This window comes from Streptomyces albireticuli, assembly GCF_002192455.1.
Lineage (GTDB): Bacteria > Actinomycetota > Actinomycetes > Streptomycetales > Streptomycetaceae > Streptomyces > Streptomyces albireticuli_B.
In genome coordinates this window covers 7,852,855-7,867,971 of the sequence record NZ_CP021744.1, presented here as the reverse complement: position 1 = coordinate 7,867,971, position 15,117 = coordinate 7,852,855, and the positions used below count along the sequence as shown (strand labels likewise).

Below are 15,117 nucleotides of genomic sequence, written 5' to 3'. Positions count from 1 at the left end.
GGCGCTCGCCCTCGACGTCGGCAATCCATTAGATCAGCCGGACGCCCGGCCATCAACCATGCGCCGATGTGCCGGCATACCGCGAAAAGAGGGCGCTATTCGCCGAGTTGGGCGCTGCGTTCGGCATGCTCGCCACGACCGCGTGGCGCGGTACGCCGGCGAGACCGTGGCCCTGCCGGCCACCCCGGCCTCCCGCTCAGGCGATCCCCCCCTGAAGATCATTTTGACGCCCGGTGAAGCACGGCCGCTTGACGAAATGATCTTTGAGGGAGTAAAACCTGCTCCCTTGATTCAACCTCACGGCAGGGGGGCACACGCAGATGGCAGCAGACCGCATCAACCGCATCAGGGGGCCCTTGAGAACTACCCATCCGATCGACACGGACAGACGGTACGCAAGGGACTTGCGCACCGCACACCGTTACATCGTGAACGCTTCACGGAGTAAACGGACAGGTTGTCGAGCACGGCGTGAAGTCGGGGTACGGCGCGCCGGCAGCTTTCCCCACTGCGATGAGGACGTACCGGCTGGGGGCCGATATGGAAGCTCAGCTTGACCGCAGCGATCAACCGCAAGACCTCGAATCGAGCGAACCAGTGCTTGACCTGGTTCCCATAGATCAGCTTCAGCCGGCCGATTCACCTCGCCGCGCAGGAGAAGACGAGCAGCACGCTCAGAGGCTGGCCGAGAGTGAAACCGAATGGCCGCCCATACTGGTCCGCAGGTCCACGATGCAAGTGATCGACGGGATGCACAGGCTTCGCGCGGCCAAGGAAAAGGGCTGTCATTCCATCAAGGTCGAATTCTTCGACGGCAGCGAGGAAGCGGCTTTCGTCGAAGCCGTGAGAGCCAACATCAGGCACGGTCTCCCGCTCTGCCTGGAGGACCGGCGTTCGGCGGCCGAGCGCATCGTCGCCGCGCAGCGGAACATGTCGGACCGGGCGATCGCCGAGTGCACGGGGTTGTCCACCAAGACGGTCGGCGGTATCCGACGACGACTGGATCAGGACTCCTCGCCACAGGATGTGCGGGTGGGCAAGGACGGTCGCCGCCATCCGCTCAGCGCCGCCGACGGCCGGCGGCAGGCAGCCAAGGCGCTGACGGCCGAACCCTTCGCTCCGCTCAGGCAGATCGCCAAGGCCGCGGGGGTTTCCGTGGGCACCGCGCACGATGTCAGGGAACGGATACGCCGCGGCGAGGATCCCGTCGTGCCCAGGGATCGCGGTAAACGGCCGAAGCCCGACGTTCGCAAGGGATTGACGGCGCCGGTCACGGACACCGTTGTCACCGCTCCGGAAAAGGGGCGGAAAATGAAGAACATGCAGGCGCGGCTACAGTCGTTGAGAAAAGATCCTTCACTCAGATTATCAGAGTCGGGCAGGGAGTTACTACGGTGGCTGCACCTGCATCACCGGGCACAGGTGAAATACCCGCATGTTGTCGACAACATCCCGCCGCACCTCGCGGCAATCGTGGCCGAGTTGGCCACCCAGTGCTCGGAAATGTGGCGGAACCTTGCCCAGGAACTCGAGGAACGCGCGAGTCAGCAGGACTAGAGGGCGTCGGGAGAGCAGCCTGTTCGAACACTGAAGGAGCCTCCGTCCGCCGCCGTCCTCCCGTGAACGCCGCGACAGGAGGACCGTGTTCAACTGAGGAAGACCCACAGTTGAACACGGCCCTCCTGAGCGGGTGACCAGCGCGGTAGGGAGCCCAGGCACGTAACCGACTCCCCCGGCCGCCCCCTAGGCCGAAGCGCTGTTCATGACGCAGCAGAGCCCCTTGTCGCCGGGTCGTCGATCGCAACTCGACACCGCCGACAAGGGGCTCTGCCTGTTCCGTCTGCCCTTACGTTGCCGCATGATTTTGCCGACGCATTCGAGCGGCTTCGTAGCTAAGCTCTCAAAGCCCATTTCCCCGTTACCTTCGACGCCGTTGGGTCCTTTCGAGTGGAGGAAACGTGCTTTTCTCGTTCGCGCCGACGGCGGTCACGCCGCTCGCCGCTCATGAACTCCTGGTCTTTTGCTCCAGGTGGCGTTGCTCCTGGTCCTGGCGCTGTCCTTCGGCAGACTCGCCGCCCGTTCAGGCCTGCCCGCCGTCGTCGGTGAACTCCTCGTGGGTGTCGTTCTCGGACCCTCGGTGCTGCTGCGCCTGGCCCCCGGCCTCTCGGACTGGCTCTTTCCCGGTCATCAGGAACAGATGCACTTGCTGGACGCGGTCGCCCAGCTCGGTGTGCTGCTGCTCGTGGGTGTCACGGGTATGCACCTCGATCTGGGCCTGGTCCGCCGGCGCGGCAGGACGGCCGTGCTGGTCAGTGGCGGCGGCCTGATCGTCCCGCTCGGCCTCGGCATCGGGGCGGCGTTCCTGCTGCCCGCCGCGCTGGTCCCGGACGGCACGGACCGAGGTGTCTTCGCGCTGTTCCTCGGTGTCGCGATGTGCGTGAGCGCGATCCCCGTCATCGCCAAGACACTGATGGAGATGCGGCTGCTCCACCGCAATATCGGGCAGCTCACCCTGACCGCCGGAGTGATCGACGACGTCTTCGGCTGGTTCATGCTCTCGATCGTCTCGTCGGTCGCCGTCACCGGTATGAGCGGTGCGCCGGTCTTCGAGGCGCTCGCTTCGGTAGCGCTCGTGGCATGTGTGGCGCTGACCGTCGGACGATGGGTGGTCCGTCACACCTTTCGGCTGGTGAACAAGAGCCGGGAGCCGGGGGTGACGGCCGCCGCGGCGTTCGCGCTGATCCTCCTCGCGGCGGCCGCCACCCACGCACTGCGCTTGGAGCCGATCCTGGGGGCCTTCCTCGGCGGTATTCTCATCGGGCGCGAAGGGAAGGTCGAGCCGGCAAAACTGGCCCCTCTGCGCACTCTCGCGCTGTCCATATTGGCGCCTGTCTTCTTCGCGACCGCGGGCCTTCGCATGGACCTTGGCGCTCTGCTCGACGGAAGCGTCGCCCTGGCCGGACTGAGTATGCTCGTCATCGCGGTCACCGGTAAGTTTCTCGGCGCCTGGGCCGGCGCGAGCCTCAGCGGCCTCAATCGGTGGGAGGCCCTGGCCTTGGGGGCCGGTCTCAACGCGCGGGGAGTCATCGAGATCGTCGTGGGCATGGTGGGACTGCGGCTCGGAATTCTCAGCGTGGCCGCGTACACCATCGTGGTGCTCGTCGCGGTGGTCACCTCCCTCATGGCTCCACCGATCCTGCGGATGGCGATATCGCGCGTGGAGAGAACGGCCGAGGAGGAGATCCGGGAGGCCGAGCACAGGGAGTGGAGCAGGCTTCCTTAAAGCCGATGCATGTCAGGGGCATGACAGCAAACTCTTCGGTGACGTATCCCCTACCGAACACACCCCCACCCGAAAGCGCGCCCACCACACATCGGGAGGTATCTCGACCATGAACGACCGACTTCTCACCCTCGTCAAAGACGTCGTCGAAGAGGTCAACGAGCGGAGGGACGAGAAGATCCCCACCGCGGAACTGCCCTCCCTCGCCCTGTACGGGGACAACGGAGTCTTCGACTCCATGCAGCTGGTCAACTTCCTCACTCAGGTCGAAGAGGCCGTCGAGGACGCGTACGACGAGGAGATATCGCTGACCTCGGAGAAAGCCGTGTCCCAGAGGGTGAGTCCGTTCAGCAGGGTCAGCCGGCTCATCGACTTCATCGAGGCGGAGCTGGTCGAGGCCGGCGTCACGACCTCCGATCCGGTGTGACCGGCTACGGGCCGCTCCGATGATCGCCTTGGTGACCGGGACCCGGACCGGGATAGGAAAGGCTCTGGCCGAGCACTTCCTCGAACGCGGGGACACAGTGATCGGCTGTAGCCGGAGGCCTTCGAGCATCCACCATCCCGAATACCACCACCACGAGATCGACCTGACCGACGCCGCGCAGACGCGGTCCATGTTCCGTGCGGCCCGCCGGGAGTTCGGGCACTTGGACGCGCTGGTCAACAATGCCGGCACCTCGGTGATGAACCACTTCATGATGACGCCGGAGAAGACGGCCCGCGAGGTGTTCGACCTCAACTTCTTCGCGCTCCTGAACTGTTGCAGGGAGGCCGCCAAACTGCTCCAGAAGAGCCCGGAGGGTACGGCGACGATCCTCAACGTCTCGACGGTCGCCGTGCCGTGGGCGCTGGACGGCCAGCTCGTCTACTCGGCGAGCAAGAGCGCCGTCGAGCAGCTGACCCGTGTCATGAGCAAGGAACTGGCCGTGTTCGGAATACGGGTCAACGGGATCGGTCTGCCGCCGGTCCGCACCGTCCTCACCCGGACCCTCGCGCCGGAGACCCTCGACGCCGTCATCGACCGGCAGACGATCGGGCGGATGTGCGAGATGGAGGACATCGTCGGCCCGGTCGACTTCCTGACCACGGGCCAATCCGACTTCGTCACCGGCGAGACGCTGTATCTGGGAGGAGTCCAATGAGGGACACCCTCATCGACAGGCTGGAGCGGTGGGGAGACCGCACCGCCGTCGTCCACAAGGAATCGAGCCGCACGTACACCGAACTGGCCGGGGAGATCCGGCGCATCGAGACGTTGCTCGACCAGGCGGGGGTGAAGCCGCACGACGCCGTCGTCCTCAGAGGAGACTTCTCGTTCTCCCACATCGCCGCGCTCTTCGCGCTCTACCGGCGGAAGGCCGTGGTGGTGCCCGTCGTGGCGTTCACCGAGACGACACTGGCGGCTGTCCGCGACGCCTGCCGGCCCCGATATGTCGTGGAGGTGGGCGGAGAGGTCGCGGTCGAGCCGTTCGACTCGCCTCCGGGCGAGACCGCAGAGCTCTACGGAGGGCTGGTCGAATCCGGCTCGGCGGGGCTCGTCCTCCTCTCCAGCGGATCGACGGGGACGCCGAAGGCGGTCCTGCACAACTTCGACGCGCTGGTGGCGGAGAAGATCGGCACGGGTGAGCGCGTGGGCAGGAAACCCCCGCACATCCTGCTGTTCCTCCTGGCCGACCACATCGGGGGGATCAACTCGCTGCTGGGTGTCGTGCGCGGCGCGGCGACCGCCGTCGTGCCGGCGAAGCGCACGCCGGAGGAGATCTGCTCACTGGTCGAGCGGTACGGCATCCGCCTCCTCCCGACCAGCCCGACCTTCCTCAACCTCGTCCTCATCGGTGACTTCCACGAGAGGTTCGACCTCTCCAGCCTGCGGCTGATCACCTACGGGACCGAGCCCATGCCGGAGGAACTGCTCAAACGCGTCCACGCGGCCCTCCCCCGCGCCCGCCTCCTCCAGACCTTCGGGACCAGCGAGACGGGCATCTCGACCACGCAGAGCGAGTCGTCGTCCAGCACGTACTTCAAGATCTCCGACCAGGGCGTCGAGTACCGGGTGGTGGACGGGGAACTCCAGCTGCGCACCAGGACGCAGTTCATGGGCTACCTCAACCACTCCGACGAAGCCGTCACCGAGGACGGATGGTTCCGCACCGGCGACCTCGTGGAGGAGAACGAGGACGGCTACATCAAGGTCAAGGGCCGCGCGAAGGAGATCATCAACGTCGGCGGCGAGAAGGTCCTCCCGCTCGAACTCGAGTCGATCCTCATGGGCAGCCCCCGCATCGCCTACTGCACCGTCTACGGGAAACCGAACTCGATCACAGGGCAGGCCGTCCACGTCGACGTCAAACCCGATGGCGAGATGGGGAAGTCCGAAGTCCGCCGGCATGTCCGTGAGTTCCTCGACGGCAAGGTCGAGGCGTTCAAGATGCCCGCCAAGATCACTGTGATCGACGAGATACCTGTTCCGGCCCGGTTCAAGAAGAAGAGGATCCAGCGATGACTTCCGTGGTCGTCATAGGAGCGGGCAAGTTCGCGCTGGAAGTCGCGCGCTATGCCGAGGACTCCGGTTTCGGTGTCGAGCGCTTCCTCGCCGTCGAGGGCGAGGACGTCCACGCGCCGGACGGGCAGTGGTCGAAGCTCACCGAGTACGAGCCGGACGAGGGGGCGAAGGTCGTCCTCGCCGTGCCCGGCATGGAGCCGCGGCGCGAGTCGATCGAGGAGTACATCACGCCGCGGAAGCTGGAGGCGGTCAACATCGTCCACCCCTCCTCCCGCGTCGACCCCGCCGCGGTCGACGGCGTGGGCAACATCATCGGACCGGACAACTACGTCGGCGTGAACACCGTCCTCGGAAGCTACAACGTCGTCAATTACCGGTGCACGTTCGGGCACCACTCCCGCATCGGGTCGGGCAACTTCTTCTCCCCGAACTTCCACGGCGGCAACAGCGTGGAGATCGGGGACCGGAACTTCTTCGGCCTCGGCTGCACCGTCGCCCCGGAGGTCGCCATCGGCGACGCATGCCGCTTCCAGGCGGGGATCACCATGTTCGAGAACGCCGCGAGCGGCTTCTCCTACCTCTCCCCGAGCCGCGTCAAGTCCATCAAGTCCCTCCAGTCGTGAAGGAAACGCCCATGAACCGATCGACCGTCGCCATCATCGGGGCCGGACCCGCCGGCTGCACCGCCGCCCTCACGCTGCACAAGCTCGGCCACGAACCGGTCGTCTTCGAGCGCGACAGCTTCCCCCGCTACCGGATCGGGGAATCCCTCCTCCCCGGTTCGCTGTCCATCTTCGACCGGCTCGGCCTTCAGGACAGGATCGATGCCGCCGGCTTCGTCGAGAAGCCCTCGGCCACTTTCCTGTGGGGCCAGGACGAGGCTCCGTGGACCTTCTCCTTCACCACTCCGAAGACGTCGCCGTGGGTCTTCGACCACGCCATCCAGGTCAAGCGTGAGGAATTCGACCAGCTCCTCCTCGACGAGGTGAAGGAGCGCGGCATCGAGGTGCACGAGAACACGCCGGTGTCCCATGTCGACATAGCGGATCCCGGAAAGGTGTCGCTCACCGCGGGCCAGGGCGGTGACGCGAGGCAGGTGGAGTGCGACTTCGTGATCGACGCCGGCGGCGCCAACGGGCCCCTGGCCCGGAAGCTCAAAGTGCGGCGCTACGACGAGTTCTACAAGAGCTTCGCGATCTGGTCGTACTTCCGCTGCCCCGACCCCTTCGAGGGCGATCTCAACGGAACGACTTACTCCATCACCTTCGAGGACGGCTGGGTGTGGATGATCCCGCTCAAGGGCGACCTCTACAGTGTCGGACTGGTCGTCGACCGCTCGAAGTCGAGCGAGGTGAAGGAGAGGGGCCCCGACCGCTTCTACCGTGAGTCCCTCGCCAAGGCCGTCCGGGCCAAGGAGATCCTCGGTGACGCCGAGATGGTCGACGAGGTCCGGGTGGTCCACGACTGGTCGTACGACTCCGAGGTGTACTCCGGCGGCCGCTACTTCCTCTCCGGCGACTCGGCCTGCTTCACCGACCCGCTGTTCTCCCAGGGCGTGCACCTGGCCACGCAGTCGGCCGTCTCCGCGGCCGCCGCGATCGACCGGATCACCAGGCGGGAGGAGGAGACCGAGGAGGTCCACGCCTGGTACAACCGCGCCTACCGTGAGACCTACGAGCAATACCACGAGTTCCTCGCCTCCTTCTACACCCTGGCCTCCTTCACCGAACCGGAGTCGGAGTTCTGGGTCAGGCGGCGCATCAGTGAATCCGACGACGGGCGGCTGAACCGCAAGCGCTGGTTCGAACGCCTGGCCGCTTCCAGCAAGGACGGCACGTGGTCGGTGACCGACTTCCGGGACCGCGCGACGACCATGATGAGCATCGGACGCCACCAGCGCATGGAGCTGAGCGACGAGTTCACCGACGACGAGCTCAACCCCGCCCGCGTGCGCTGGATCAGTCAGCTGACCAAGCGGCTCAACCGCATCAAGCGTCTCCAGTGGAACGGTAAGGAGGTGGCCCTCAAGCCGTACTACAAGGTCGATCCGGAGACGTTCAGGCTGGAGTCCAAGCAGGTCCTCGCCAATGAGGAGGGCCGCGACATGATCAAGTGGCCGCTGGAGGAGAAGCACCGGCAGATCTTCAGCCGCCTCCTCAAGGAGGAGGTCGGCTACAAGGAGCTCATCCGCGAACTGAGCGAAGCCGACCAGCAGGAGCTGAGCTCCCAGATCGTCATCCGCCTCATGGAGGCAGGCCTCTTGACCGGCTACGACAAGAACGGCGAGGAGGTGTTCATCCAGGACCGCCTCCGCTTCGACGGCGTCGGAACCGAGTACGAGGTCTGATCCCGGCCTTCGTCGCTCGCGGCCCCGGCGACCGGGTCACGCGAGCGACCTGCCGGGGCCGCGGACGACGAATTCGGAACCGTACCGGGAAGGGAGCGAAGCTGTCCGCCGTCGACGCCCTGCCCGCCGCCGGCGAGTGCCACCTCTGGTCGGTGCCCGTCCGCGCGCGACCCGGCTGGGAAGGACTGCTGGCACCCGACGAGGCGGCCCGCGCCGAGGCGATTCCCGAGGGCGGGCGACGAGATCTCTTCGTCACCTCGCGAGCGACTCAGCGTCTGATCGCCTGCCGGTACACCGGCAGCCCTCCCCGCCAGGTGCGCGTCGAGCGCACCTGTGAACGCTGCGGCGCCGGCCATGGCCGCCCTCGCGTCGTCGGAGCCGGGTACGAGTACTCGGTCGCGCACACTCGCCACCGGGTTCTGGTCGGGGTCGTGGCGTACGGGCTCGTGGGCATCGACCTCGAAACGATCGCGGGCCCCGGCGTCCCGCAGGGTCTCCTCGCGCGCACCACGACACCGGACGAACGCGTGGCCCTGTCCCAGCTGCCCCCGCATGAACTGCCCGGGGCCTTCACGAGGCTCTGGTCCAGGAAAGAGGCCACCGTCAAGCTCACGGGACACGGCCTGGCGGCCCGGCTGGACCGTATCGGGGTGCGGGGTGACCTGGCCCTTCCCCACGGGAGTCCCGCCGAGGACTGGCCTTCGTCCGAGGTCCACCTCCTGGACGTGTTCGTGGAAGGGCACGCCGCCGCGATCGCGAGCACACACCGGATCACCGATGTGCGCGCGATCGCCGGCCGCCCCGGACCCCACCGATTGACGCTCTGATCCGCCTGACGCGAAGGGAAGAACGATGACCGGCTCACTGTCGGAGAAGACCGAAGTCCGCTACCGCACACCTACCCCGAAGGACGCCGTCCCCGTGTGGCGGATGGTCGTCGACGAGCCGATGCTGGACGACAACAGTTCCTACCACTACACGCTCTGGTTCCGGGACTTCGCCAAGACCTCCATGGTGGCCACCGCGGGCGACGACATCGTGGGCTTCATGACCGGATACCGCCGCCCCGACGAACCGGATACGTTCTTCATCTGGCAGGCGGCGGTCAAGCCCGGCAGCGGCATCTCTGGGCTCGGAATCGACATCCTCGCGAACGCGATCGACCTCCAGCTGGCCGCGGGGGCGAAATACGTCGAAACCAGCGTCTCCGAGCAGAACAAGCCGATCACCATGCTGCTGCGTATGGTCGCCAACGCATACGACGCCGACATCCACACCGAACCGCTGTTCCTCGCGGAGGAGCTCCCGGGCGGCGACCATGACGAGATCCTCTACCGCATCGGGCCACTGAACCCTCGCGCCTGAAGCCGGCGGTACTGGTCCACGGCCGACACGACATGGGCAGCCCGGTACCGACGGCGTGGGAGCTGGCGAAGGTGTGGCCGGACGCGCGGCTCCACATCTTCGAGGACTCCGGGCACGCCGGAAGCGACGCGATGCAGCATGCGGCCAGGGCGGCCATCGAGGAGTTCAAGAATCGGTGACCCGCGGGGCGGGTAGGGATCTCAAGGCCGACCCGCGCGGCCGCCCGGCCCGGCCTCGGTCAAGCGCGGGCGCCGGTGCCTGCTTCAGGGGCATGTGCCGTGTCCCGCCGGGCGGCCGGTGCCTGCCACTCCCGCTGGAGCATGGCGTACACCAGGTCGTCGCGCCATGCCCCCTTGAAGAACTCCGTCCCGATGAGACGGGCCTCCCGGCGCATGCCCAGCCGTTCGAGGAGACCGGCGGAGGCGGTGTTGTCCGCGTGGCAGCGGCCGATCACCCGGTGCAGCCCCAGTTCCTCGAAGCCCAGGCGCAGGACGGCGGACGCGGCCTCGGTGGCGAAGCCCTTGCCCTGGTGAGCGGGGTGGAAGACATAGCCGAGCTCGCCCTGGCGGTGTTCCGCGCTGAGCAGGACGAGTTCGACCTGTCCGACGACCTTCCCCGTGCCCGGCTCGACGACCGCCAGGCTGAGGCAGTCCCCGTCCGAGACCAGCCCGGTCTCCCGGGTCATCTGCTCCACCGCCACCCGGACGTCCTCCGCTCCGCGCGGCTCCCACCGCATGAATCGGGCGACGTCGGGCCGGCCTTGGTAGTCGCCGACGTCCTCGGCGTCCTCGGGCCGGAACGGACGGAGTGTCAGCCGGGTGGTGGCGATGGGGAAGTCGATACGCAGCATCGGGTGACTGTACCCGGCCGCTCCGCCGACCGGCCGTCGGTCGCCGGGCGCCAGCGGACCGGTGTGGTCACGGCACCAGTGTGTCCGACGGATCGGTGCACGATGCGCGCACGAGCCGTCAGCCCGCCCCCACAAACGCGCGTATCGGTGACATGACCGATGTGCGCGAGGCAAAAGCGCGGTCATAGTCCTCGGGAGATCGCTCGCGGGCGGCCGTGGTGCCGCCCGCTTCCGAAAGGACCTTCTATGGGCACGTACGCGGATCTGGTGTTTCTCGGCGGGCGGGTGGTCACGGTCGATGCGGGGTTCTCCCTCGCCTCGGCCCTGGCGGTGACCGGTGGGGTCATCAGTGCCGTCGGTGGGCGGGACGACGTCGCACCGCTCGTCGGGCCCGGCACCCGCGTCGTCGACCTGCGGGGAGCGACGCTGCTTCCCGGTATCAACGATTCCCATCTGCACGGGTGCGCCTTCGGCATGGCGACGCCGCCGCTCTCCCTCGACCTCGGCCATCCCGCCGTGTCCTCCCTCGCGGACGTGGCCGAGGCGGTGCGGGAGGCCGCCGGGCGGCTGCCCGGCGGGCAGTGGATCACGGGGCACGGCTGGGACACCGGCTACCTCGACGAGTGCGTCTCCGAACCTTCGCGGCTGCCCTCGCGGCGCGATCTCGACGCCGTGAGCCCGGACCACCCCGTCGTCCTGTACTCCTTCTCCGGGCACGCCACCTGGGTCAACTCCAAGGCGCTGGAGCTCATCGGGATCGACCGGCACACCGTCGCGCCGCCCGGCGGAGCCATCGTCGCGGACGAGGCCGGGGAGCCGACCGGGCTGCTCCACGAGGGGGCCCAGGCCCTCGTCCAGAACGCGCTGCCGCCGCTCAGCCGGCAGGAACGGGCCGACGCGATCAGGTCGGCCCTCGCCACGCTCGCCCGGCTCGGCGTGACCAGCTACACCGAGCCCGGGCTCGGCCCCGGCGGCGCCGGCATCACCCGGGGCACGCTGGGCACGGAGACCCTCGACGTCTACCGCGAGCTGCTGGCCGAGGGCGAGCTGACCGCACGCGTCGGCGTCCTGCTGCTGCCCACCGGCATGACGAGCACCGCCGAGGAGTTCGCCCGCACCCTCGACGCTCTCAGCGTGTCCGGCGACGCCGATCCGCGCCGCCTCGCGATCCACGGGGTCAAGGTCTTCGCCGACGGCGTGGTCCCCAACAAGACGGCCTGGATGCACGAGCCGTACGTCGGCGGCGGCTGCGGCTCCCTGTGCGTCGGCGGCGGGAGCGACACCGAGCGGGCCGCCGAGATCGGGGCCGTCATCCGGCACGCCCACGCCGCCGGGTACCAGCTGGGCGTCCACGTCACCGGCGACCGGGCCTGCGACACCGTCGCGGACGCCTTCGCCGCCGCCGTGGCCGAGCACCCGCGGCCCGACGCCCGCCACTACGTCATCCACGGCGACTTCCTCACCGCGTACAGCATGAAGGTGCTGGCCGCGCACGGCTTCGGCGTCAACATGAACCCCACCATCAAGTGGACCGTCGCCGACATGGAGGAGGATTTCGTCGGCGCCGAACGGGCCGCGTACGCATGGCCCTACCGCGATGCCATCGACGCCGGCGTACGGGTCGCGAGCGGCTCCGACGCCCCCGTCACGTACCCGGACTGGCGCCAGGGCGTCGCCACCATGATGCTGCGCGAGTCGAAGGCCACCGGCCGGGTCAGCGGCCCCGGGCAGCGCATCGGGCTCGCCGAGGCGATCCGTACGTACACGATCGACGCGGCGTGGCAGGACTTCGCCGACGACTGGAAGGGCTCCCTTGAGCCGGGCAAGGTCGCGGACCTCTGCGTGCTCGACGGGGACCTGCTCACCGCCGACCCCCACGACATCCCGGAGATGCCCGTCGTCCTCACCGTCATGGACGGGCGGGTCGTGCACGACACCCTCCGCGATTGACGTATTCCAGCCACATGATCATCCTTGGGGAATGGCAACGGAGCGGAGCACGGCGGACATCCTGGACGCGGCCGTCCACGTCCGCGAGGCCGCCAGGAGCGCCACGAGCGGCGCGACCGGCGTCGACACGGTCCTGGCGGCGCTGTCGGAGGTGATGGAGTACGACCACGCCTCCCTGTCCCGGTGGGATCCGCTGCGCCGGCGCCACACCACGCTGGCCGGGAGCTACCCGGACGACGCCACGGCCTACATCGAGACCCGCCTCCACCACGACCCGGTGTTCCCCGTGCTCCGCAGTCCGGCCCGGGGCGGCCTCTGGCTCAGGGACGTCCCCCCGCGGCTCCTGGCGGCCTCCCCGGGCTTCCAGGACGTGCTGTCTCCCCTCGGCATCGAGGACGGCGTGGCCCAGTGCCTGTTCGCCGCCGACGGCCGGTACGTCGGCATGCTGAACGTCAGCACCCGCCGGCCGCGGCGCACGCCCGATCCGGCGCGCGCCGTGGTCACCCTGCTCACCGAGGCCCTCGCCGCGGCCGTGGCCCGTCACGCGGGTCCGCGGCCCGAGGAGGCCGTCACGGCCGGCCCCGCCGCGGACGCGCGGCACCCTGGCACAGGGCGGCCCGGCGGGCTCTCACCACGTGAGCTCCAGGTGCTGGCCGAACTGACAGCCGGCCGCACCAACCGGGAGATAGCCGAGCGGCTGTACGTCACACCGCGCACCGTGGGGACCCACATCGAGCACATCCTCACCAAGCTCGGCGTCCCCAACCGCGCGGCCGCCGCCGGCCGGGCCGCCGCCTGGGGCATCGAACCCGCCGCCGGCTGACGCCGGTCCGACGGTCACGACGTTCCTCATCCGCCCGCGGGGAGGACGTGGTCGCCGATCCTGTCGGTGCTCAGGCACAGGGAGCAGACCACGGCGTCGTGGGTGCGGCAGGCGGCCACGTCCGGGCGCTCGAACTCCTGCCGGCACACGTGGCACTCGTAGAGCGTGGCGCTCGGGTTGCCGTCGGCGTCGAGCAGGGGTTCGTCGATCCCGTCCGTGGTGCGGCGCAGGTAGTAGCGCCCCTTGGTCAGTACGGCCATCAGCGGGGTGAGGACGAAGGCGATCAGTGCCGCCGCGACCGGCGAGTAGGGCTGGAGCGTGTCGCCGAGGGCGTGGAAGTACAGGGCGATCGACAGGCCGGAGGCGGCGACGAAGGCGACCGTGCCCACGGGGTTGACGGCGTACAGCATGCCGCGCCGGAACTCGGGGGCGTGCGGGGAGAGTTTCAGCAGGTACTTGTTCACGATGATGTCCGTGGCCACGGTGACGACCCAGGCGATGGCGCAGTTGGAGTAGAAGCTCAGGACGCGGTTGAGGAAGCTGAACATGTCGGCCTCCATCAGCGCCAGCGCGAAGGCCAGGTTGAGCAGGACGAACACCATGCGGCCCGGGTAGCGCCCGGTCAGCCGGGTGAAGGAGTTGGTCCAGGCCAGTGAGCCGGAGTAGGCGTTCGTCACGTTGATCTTGATCTGGCTGATCACGACCAGGACCACGGCCAGCGGAACGACCAGCCACGAGGGCATCATCGCGTCGAAGGCGGCCTTGAACTGCTGAACGGGCTCGGTCGCGGCCGCCGGCCCCACCGAGGCGATGACGTAGACGGCGAGGAAGACTCCTGTCGCCTGTTTCAGCGCACCGAGCACGACCCAGCCGGGACCGGCCACCACGACCGCCGTCCACCAGGCGCGGCGGTTCGCGTCGGTACGGGGAGGCATGAAACGCAGGTAGTCGATCTGTTCGCCGATCTGCGCGATCAGTGACAGGCAGACGCCGGAGCCCAGCAGCACCGAGGCGGTGTTCACCCCTCCCTGGCCGTCGGTGCCCGCGTAGGACAACCAGCGGTCCACGGTGCCCGGGTCGGTGGCCACCAGGTAGACCAGCGGTCCCACCATCAGCAGCAACCAGACGGGTGTCGTCCACACCTGAAGCCTGCTGAGCGCCTTCATCCCGTAGACGACCAGGGGGATCACCATGAACGTCGAGACCAGATAACCGAGCCACAGCGGCAGCCCCAGGCCCAGCTTCAGCCCCTGCGCCATGATCGATCCTTCGAGGGCGAAGAAGACGAAGGTGAAGCTGGCGAAGATGACGCTGGTCAGGACCGAACCGTAGTAGCCGAAGCCGGAGCCGCGGGTGATCAGGTCCAGGTCGATGTTGTAGCGCGCCCCGTAGTAGGCGAGAGGAAAGCCGGTGACGAAGATGACCACGGCGGCGACGAGGATCGCGGCGAGGGCGTTCCCGGTGCCGTGCGTGAGGCCGATGCCGGCGCCGATCGAGAAGTCGGCCAGGTACGCGATCCCGCCCATCGCCGTGGTCGCCACGACCATCGGCGTCCAGCGGCGGTAGCCGCGCGGGGCGAAGCGGAGGGTGTAGTCCTCCAAGGTCTCCCGGGCCGCGTGCCCGGCCCTGGCGTGCGGAGTCTCTTCGCGGACGGCGGGTTCCTTCGATCGTTGCTCGGTACTGCTCATGCGGTCTCCTGGGCGTGCGGTGGCTGCGACGGCCGGCAGCCGGCCACGGGGCACGCTAGGCAGGGCGTATTTCCTGCCGCCGCCTCGAACGTGAAGGCGATGTTTCCGTGTTCACGTCCAGGTGAGCCGGGTTTCCCGGTGAGCCGCCGCGGTCAGCGGCGGGCCGCGCCCAGGCAGGTGCAGGAGAGGTCCCGGGTCAGGCGGGTCCGGAAGCTGCCGTCGGGACGGCGGCCGACCACGAACAGACCGGCCATCCGGCCCAGTGGGGCCCGGCGACCGGTCGGCCTCGTCTCCTTGAGCAACGA

13 protein-coding genes and 1 pseudogene are annotated in these 15,117 nt (G+C 68.3%); 12 read left to right on the top strand and 2 right to left on the bottom strand.

Features of this window, described 5'->3' with window-relative positions:
* Positions 1-540 precede the first annotated feature (540 nt).
* From SMD11_RS33500 to SMD11_RS33455, 10 genes and pseudogenes are all read left to right on the top strand, one after another.
* Complete coding sequence (locus tag SMD11_RS33500; protein WP_087930889.1) at positions 541-1,557, top strand: ParB/RepB/Spo0J family partition protein; 1,017 nt, start codon at positions 541-543, stop codon at positions 1,555-1,557.
* 472 nt (positions 1,558-2,029) lie between these two features.
* Positions 2,030-3,283, top strand: coding sequence for a cation:proton antiporter (locus SMD11_RS33495; protein WP_199844011.1), 1,254 nt, complete (start codon positions 2,030-2,032; stop codon positions 3,281-3,283).
* Between the two features lie 109 nt (positions 3,284-3,392).
* The gene (locus SMD11_RS33490) at positions 3,393-3,710 is read left to right on the top strand and encodes a hypothetical protein (protein WP_087930016.1); all 318 of its coding nucleotides are present in this window, start codon (positions 3,393-3,395) and stop codon (positions 3,708-3,710) included.
* 31 nt (positions 3,711-3,741) lie between these two features.
* A complete protein-coding gene (locus SMD11_RS33485; RefSeq protein WP_234366291.1) occupies positions 3,742-4,428 on the top strand; it encodes an SDR family NAD(P)-dependent oxidoreductase in 687 nt (228 codons plus the stop codon).
* Positions 4,425-5,789, top strand: coding sequence for a class I adenylate-forming enzyme family protein (locus tag SMD11_RS33480; protein WP_087930014.1), 1,365 nt, complete (start codon positions 4,425-4,427; stop codon positions 5,787-5,789). Before SMD11_RS33485 ends, SMD11_RS33480 begins: the two co-directional genes overlap by 4 nt.
* Positions 5,786-6,412: a hypothetical protein gene (locus tag SMD11_RS33475; RefSeq protein ID WP_087930013.1), complete on the top strand. Its 627-nt coding sequence runs from the start codon at positions 5,786-5,788 to the stop codon at positions 6,410-6,412. The genes SMD11_RS33480 and SMD11_RS33475 overlap by 4 nt, the downstream gene beginning before the upstream one ends.
* Before the next feature lie 2 nt (positions 6,413-6,414).
* Positions 6,415-8,136 (top strand): annotated as a pseudogene (gene cmlS / locus SMD11_RS33470) (chloramphenicol-biosynthetic FADH2-dependent halogenase CmlS); the annotation flags it as partial.
* Positions 8,137-8,288: 152 nt separating this feature from the next.
* Complete coding sequence (locus SMD11_RS35655) at positions 8,289-8,963, top strand: 4'-phosphopantetheinyl transferase family protein (protein WP_159395443.1); 675 nt, start codon at positions 8,289-8,291, stop codon at positions 8,961-8,963.
* A 25-nt stretch (positions 8,964-8,988) separates the two neighbouring features.
* On the top strand, positions 8,989-9,501 hold the full coding sequence (ectA, locus tag SMD11_RS33460) for a diaminobutyrate acetyltransferase (protein WP_087930010.1): 513 nt from the start codon (positions 8,989-8,991) through the stop codon (positions 9,499-9,501).
* Positions 9,498-9,680, top strand: a complete 183-nt coding sequence (locus tag SMD11_RS33455; RefSeq protein WP_418952544.1) for a hypothetical protein — start codon at positions 9,498-9,500, stop codon at positions 9,678-9,680. Before ectA ends, SMD11_RS33455 begins: the two co-directional genes overlap by 4 nt.
* Positions 9,681-9,739: 59 nt before the next feature.
* Here SMD11_RS33455 and SMD11_RS33450 read toward each other — a convergent pair whose 3' ends face one another.
* Positions 9,740-10,351: a GNAT family N-acetyltransferase gene (locus tag SMD11_RS33450; RefSeq protein WP_087930009.1), complete on the bottom strand. Its 612-nt coding sequence runs from the start codon at positions 10,349-10,351 to the stop codon at positions 9,740-9,742.
* A gap of 246 nt (positions 10,352-10,597) precedes the next feature.
* Between SMD11_RS33450 and SMD11_RS33445 the strand changes: the two genes are divergently transcribed.
* Together SMD11_RS33445 and SMD11_RS33440 are read left to right on the top strand one after the other, a co-directional pair.
* Positions 10,598-12,301 carry an amidohydrolase gene (locus tag SMD11_RS33445; protein WP_087930008.1) on the top strand — a complete coding sequence of 568 codons (1,704 nt, stop codon included), beginning with the start codon at positions 10,598-10,600 and terminating at the stop codon, positions 12,299-12,301.
* Between the two features lie 31 nt (positions 12,302-12,332).
* Positions 12,333-13,124: a helix-turn-helix transcriptional regulator gene (locus SMD11_RS33440; protein WP_087930007.1), complete on the top strand. Its 792-nt coding sequence runs from the start codon at positions 12,333-12,335 to the stop codon at positions 13,122-13,124.
* Between the two features lie 26 nt (positions 13,125-13,150).
* Here SMD11_RS33440 and SMD11_RS33435 read toward each other — a convergent pair whose 3' ends face one another.
* Complete coding sequence (locus tag SMD11_RS33435; protein WP_234366290.1) at positions 13,151-14,812, bottom strand: purine-cytosine permease family protein; 1,662 nt, start codon at positions 14,810-14,812, stop codon at positions 13,151-13,153.
* Positions 14,813-15,117 lie beyond the last annotated feature (305 nt).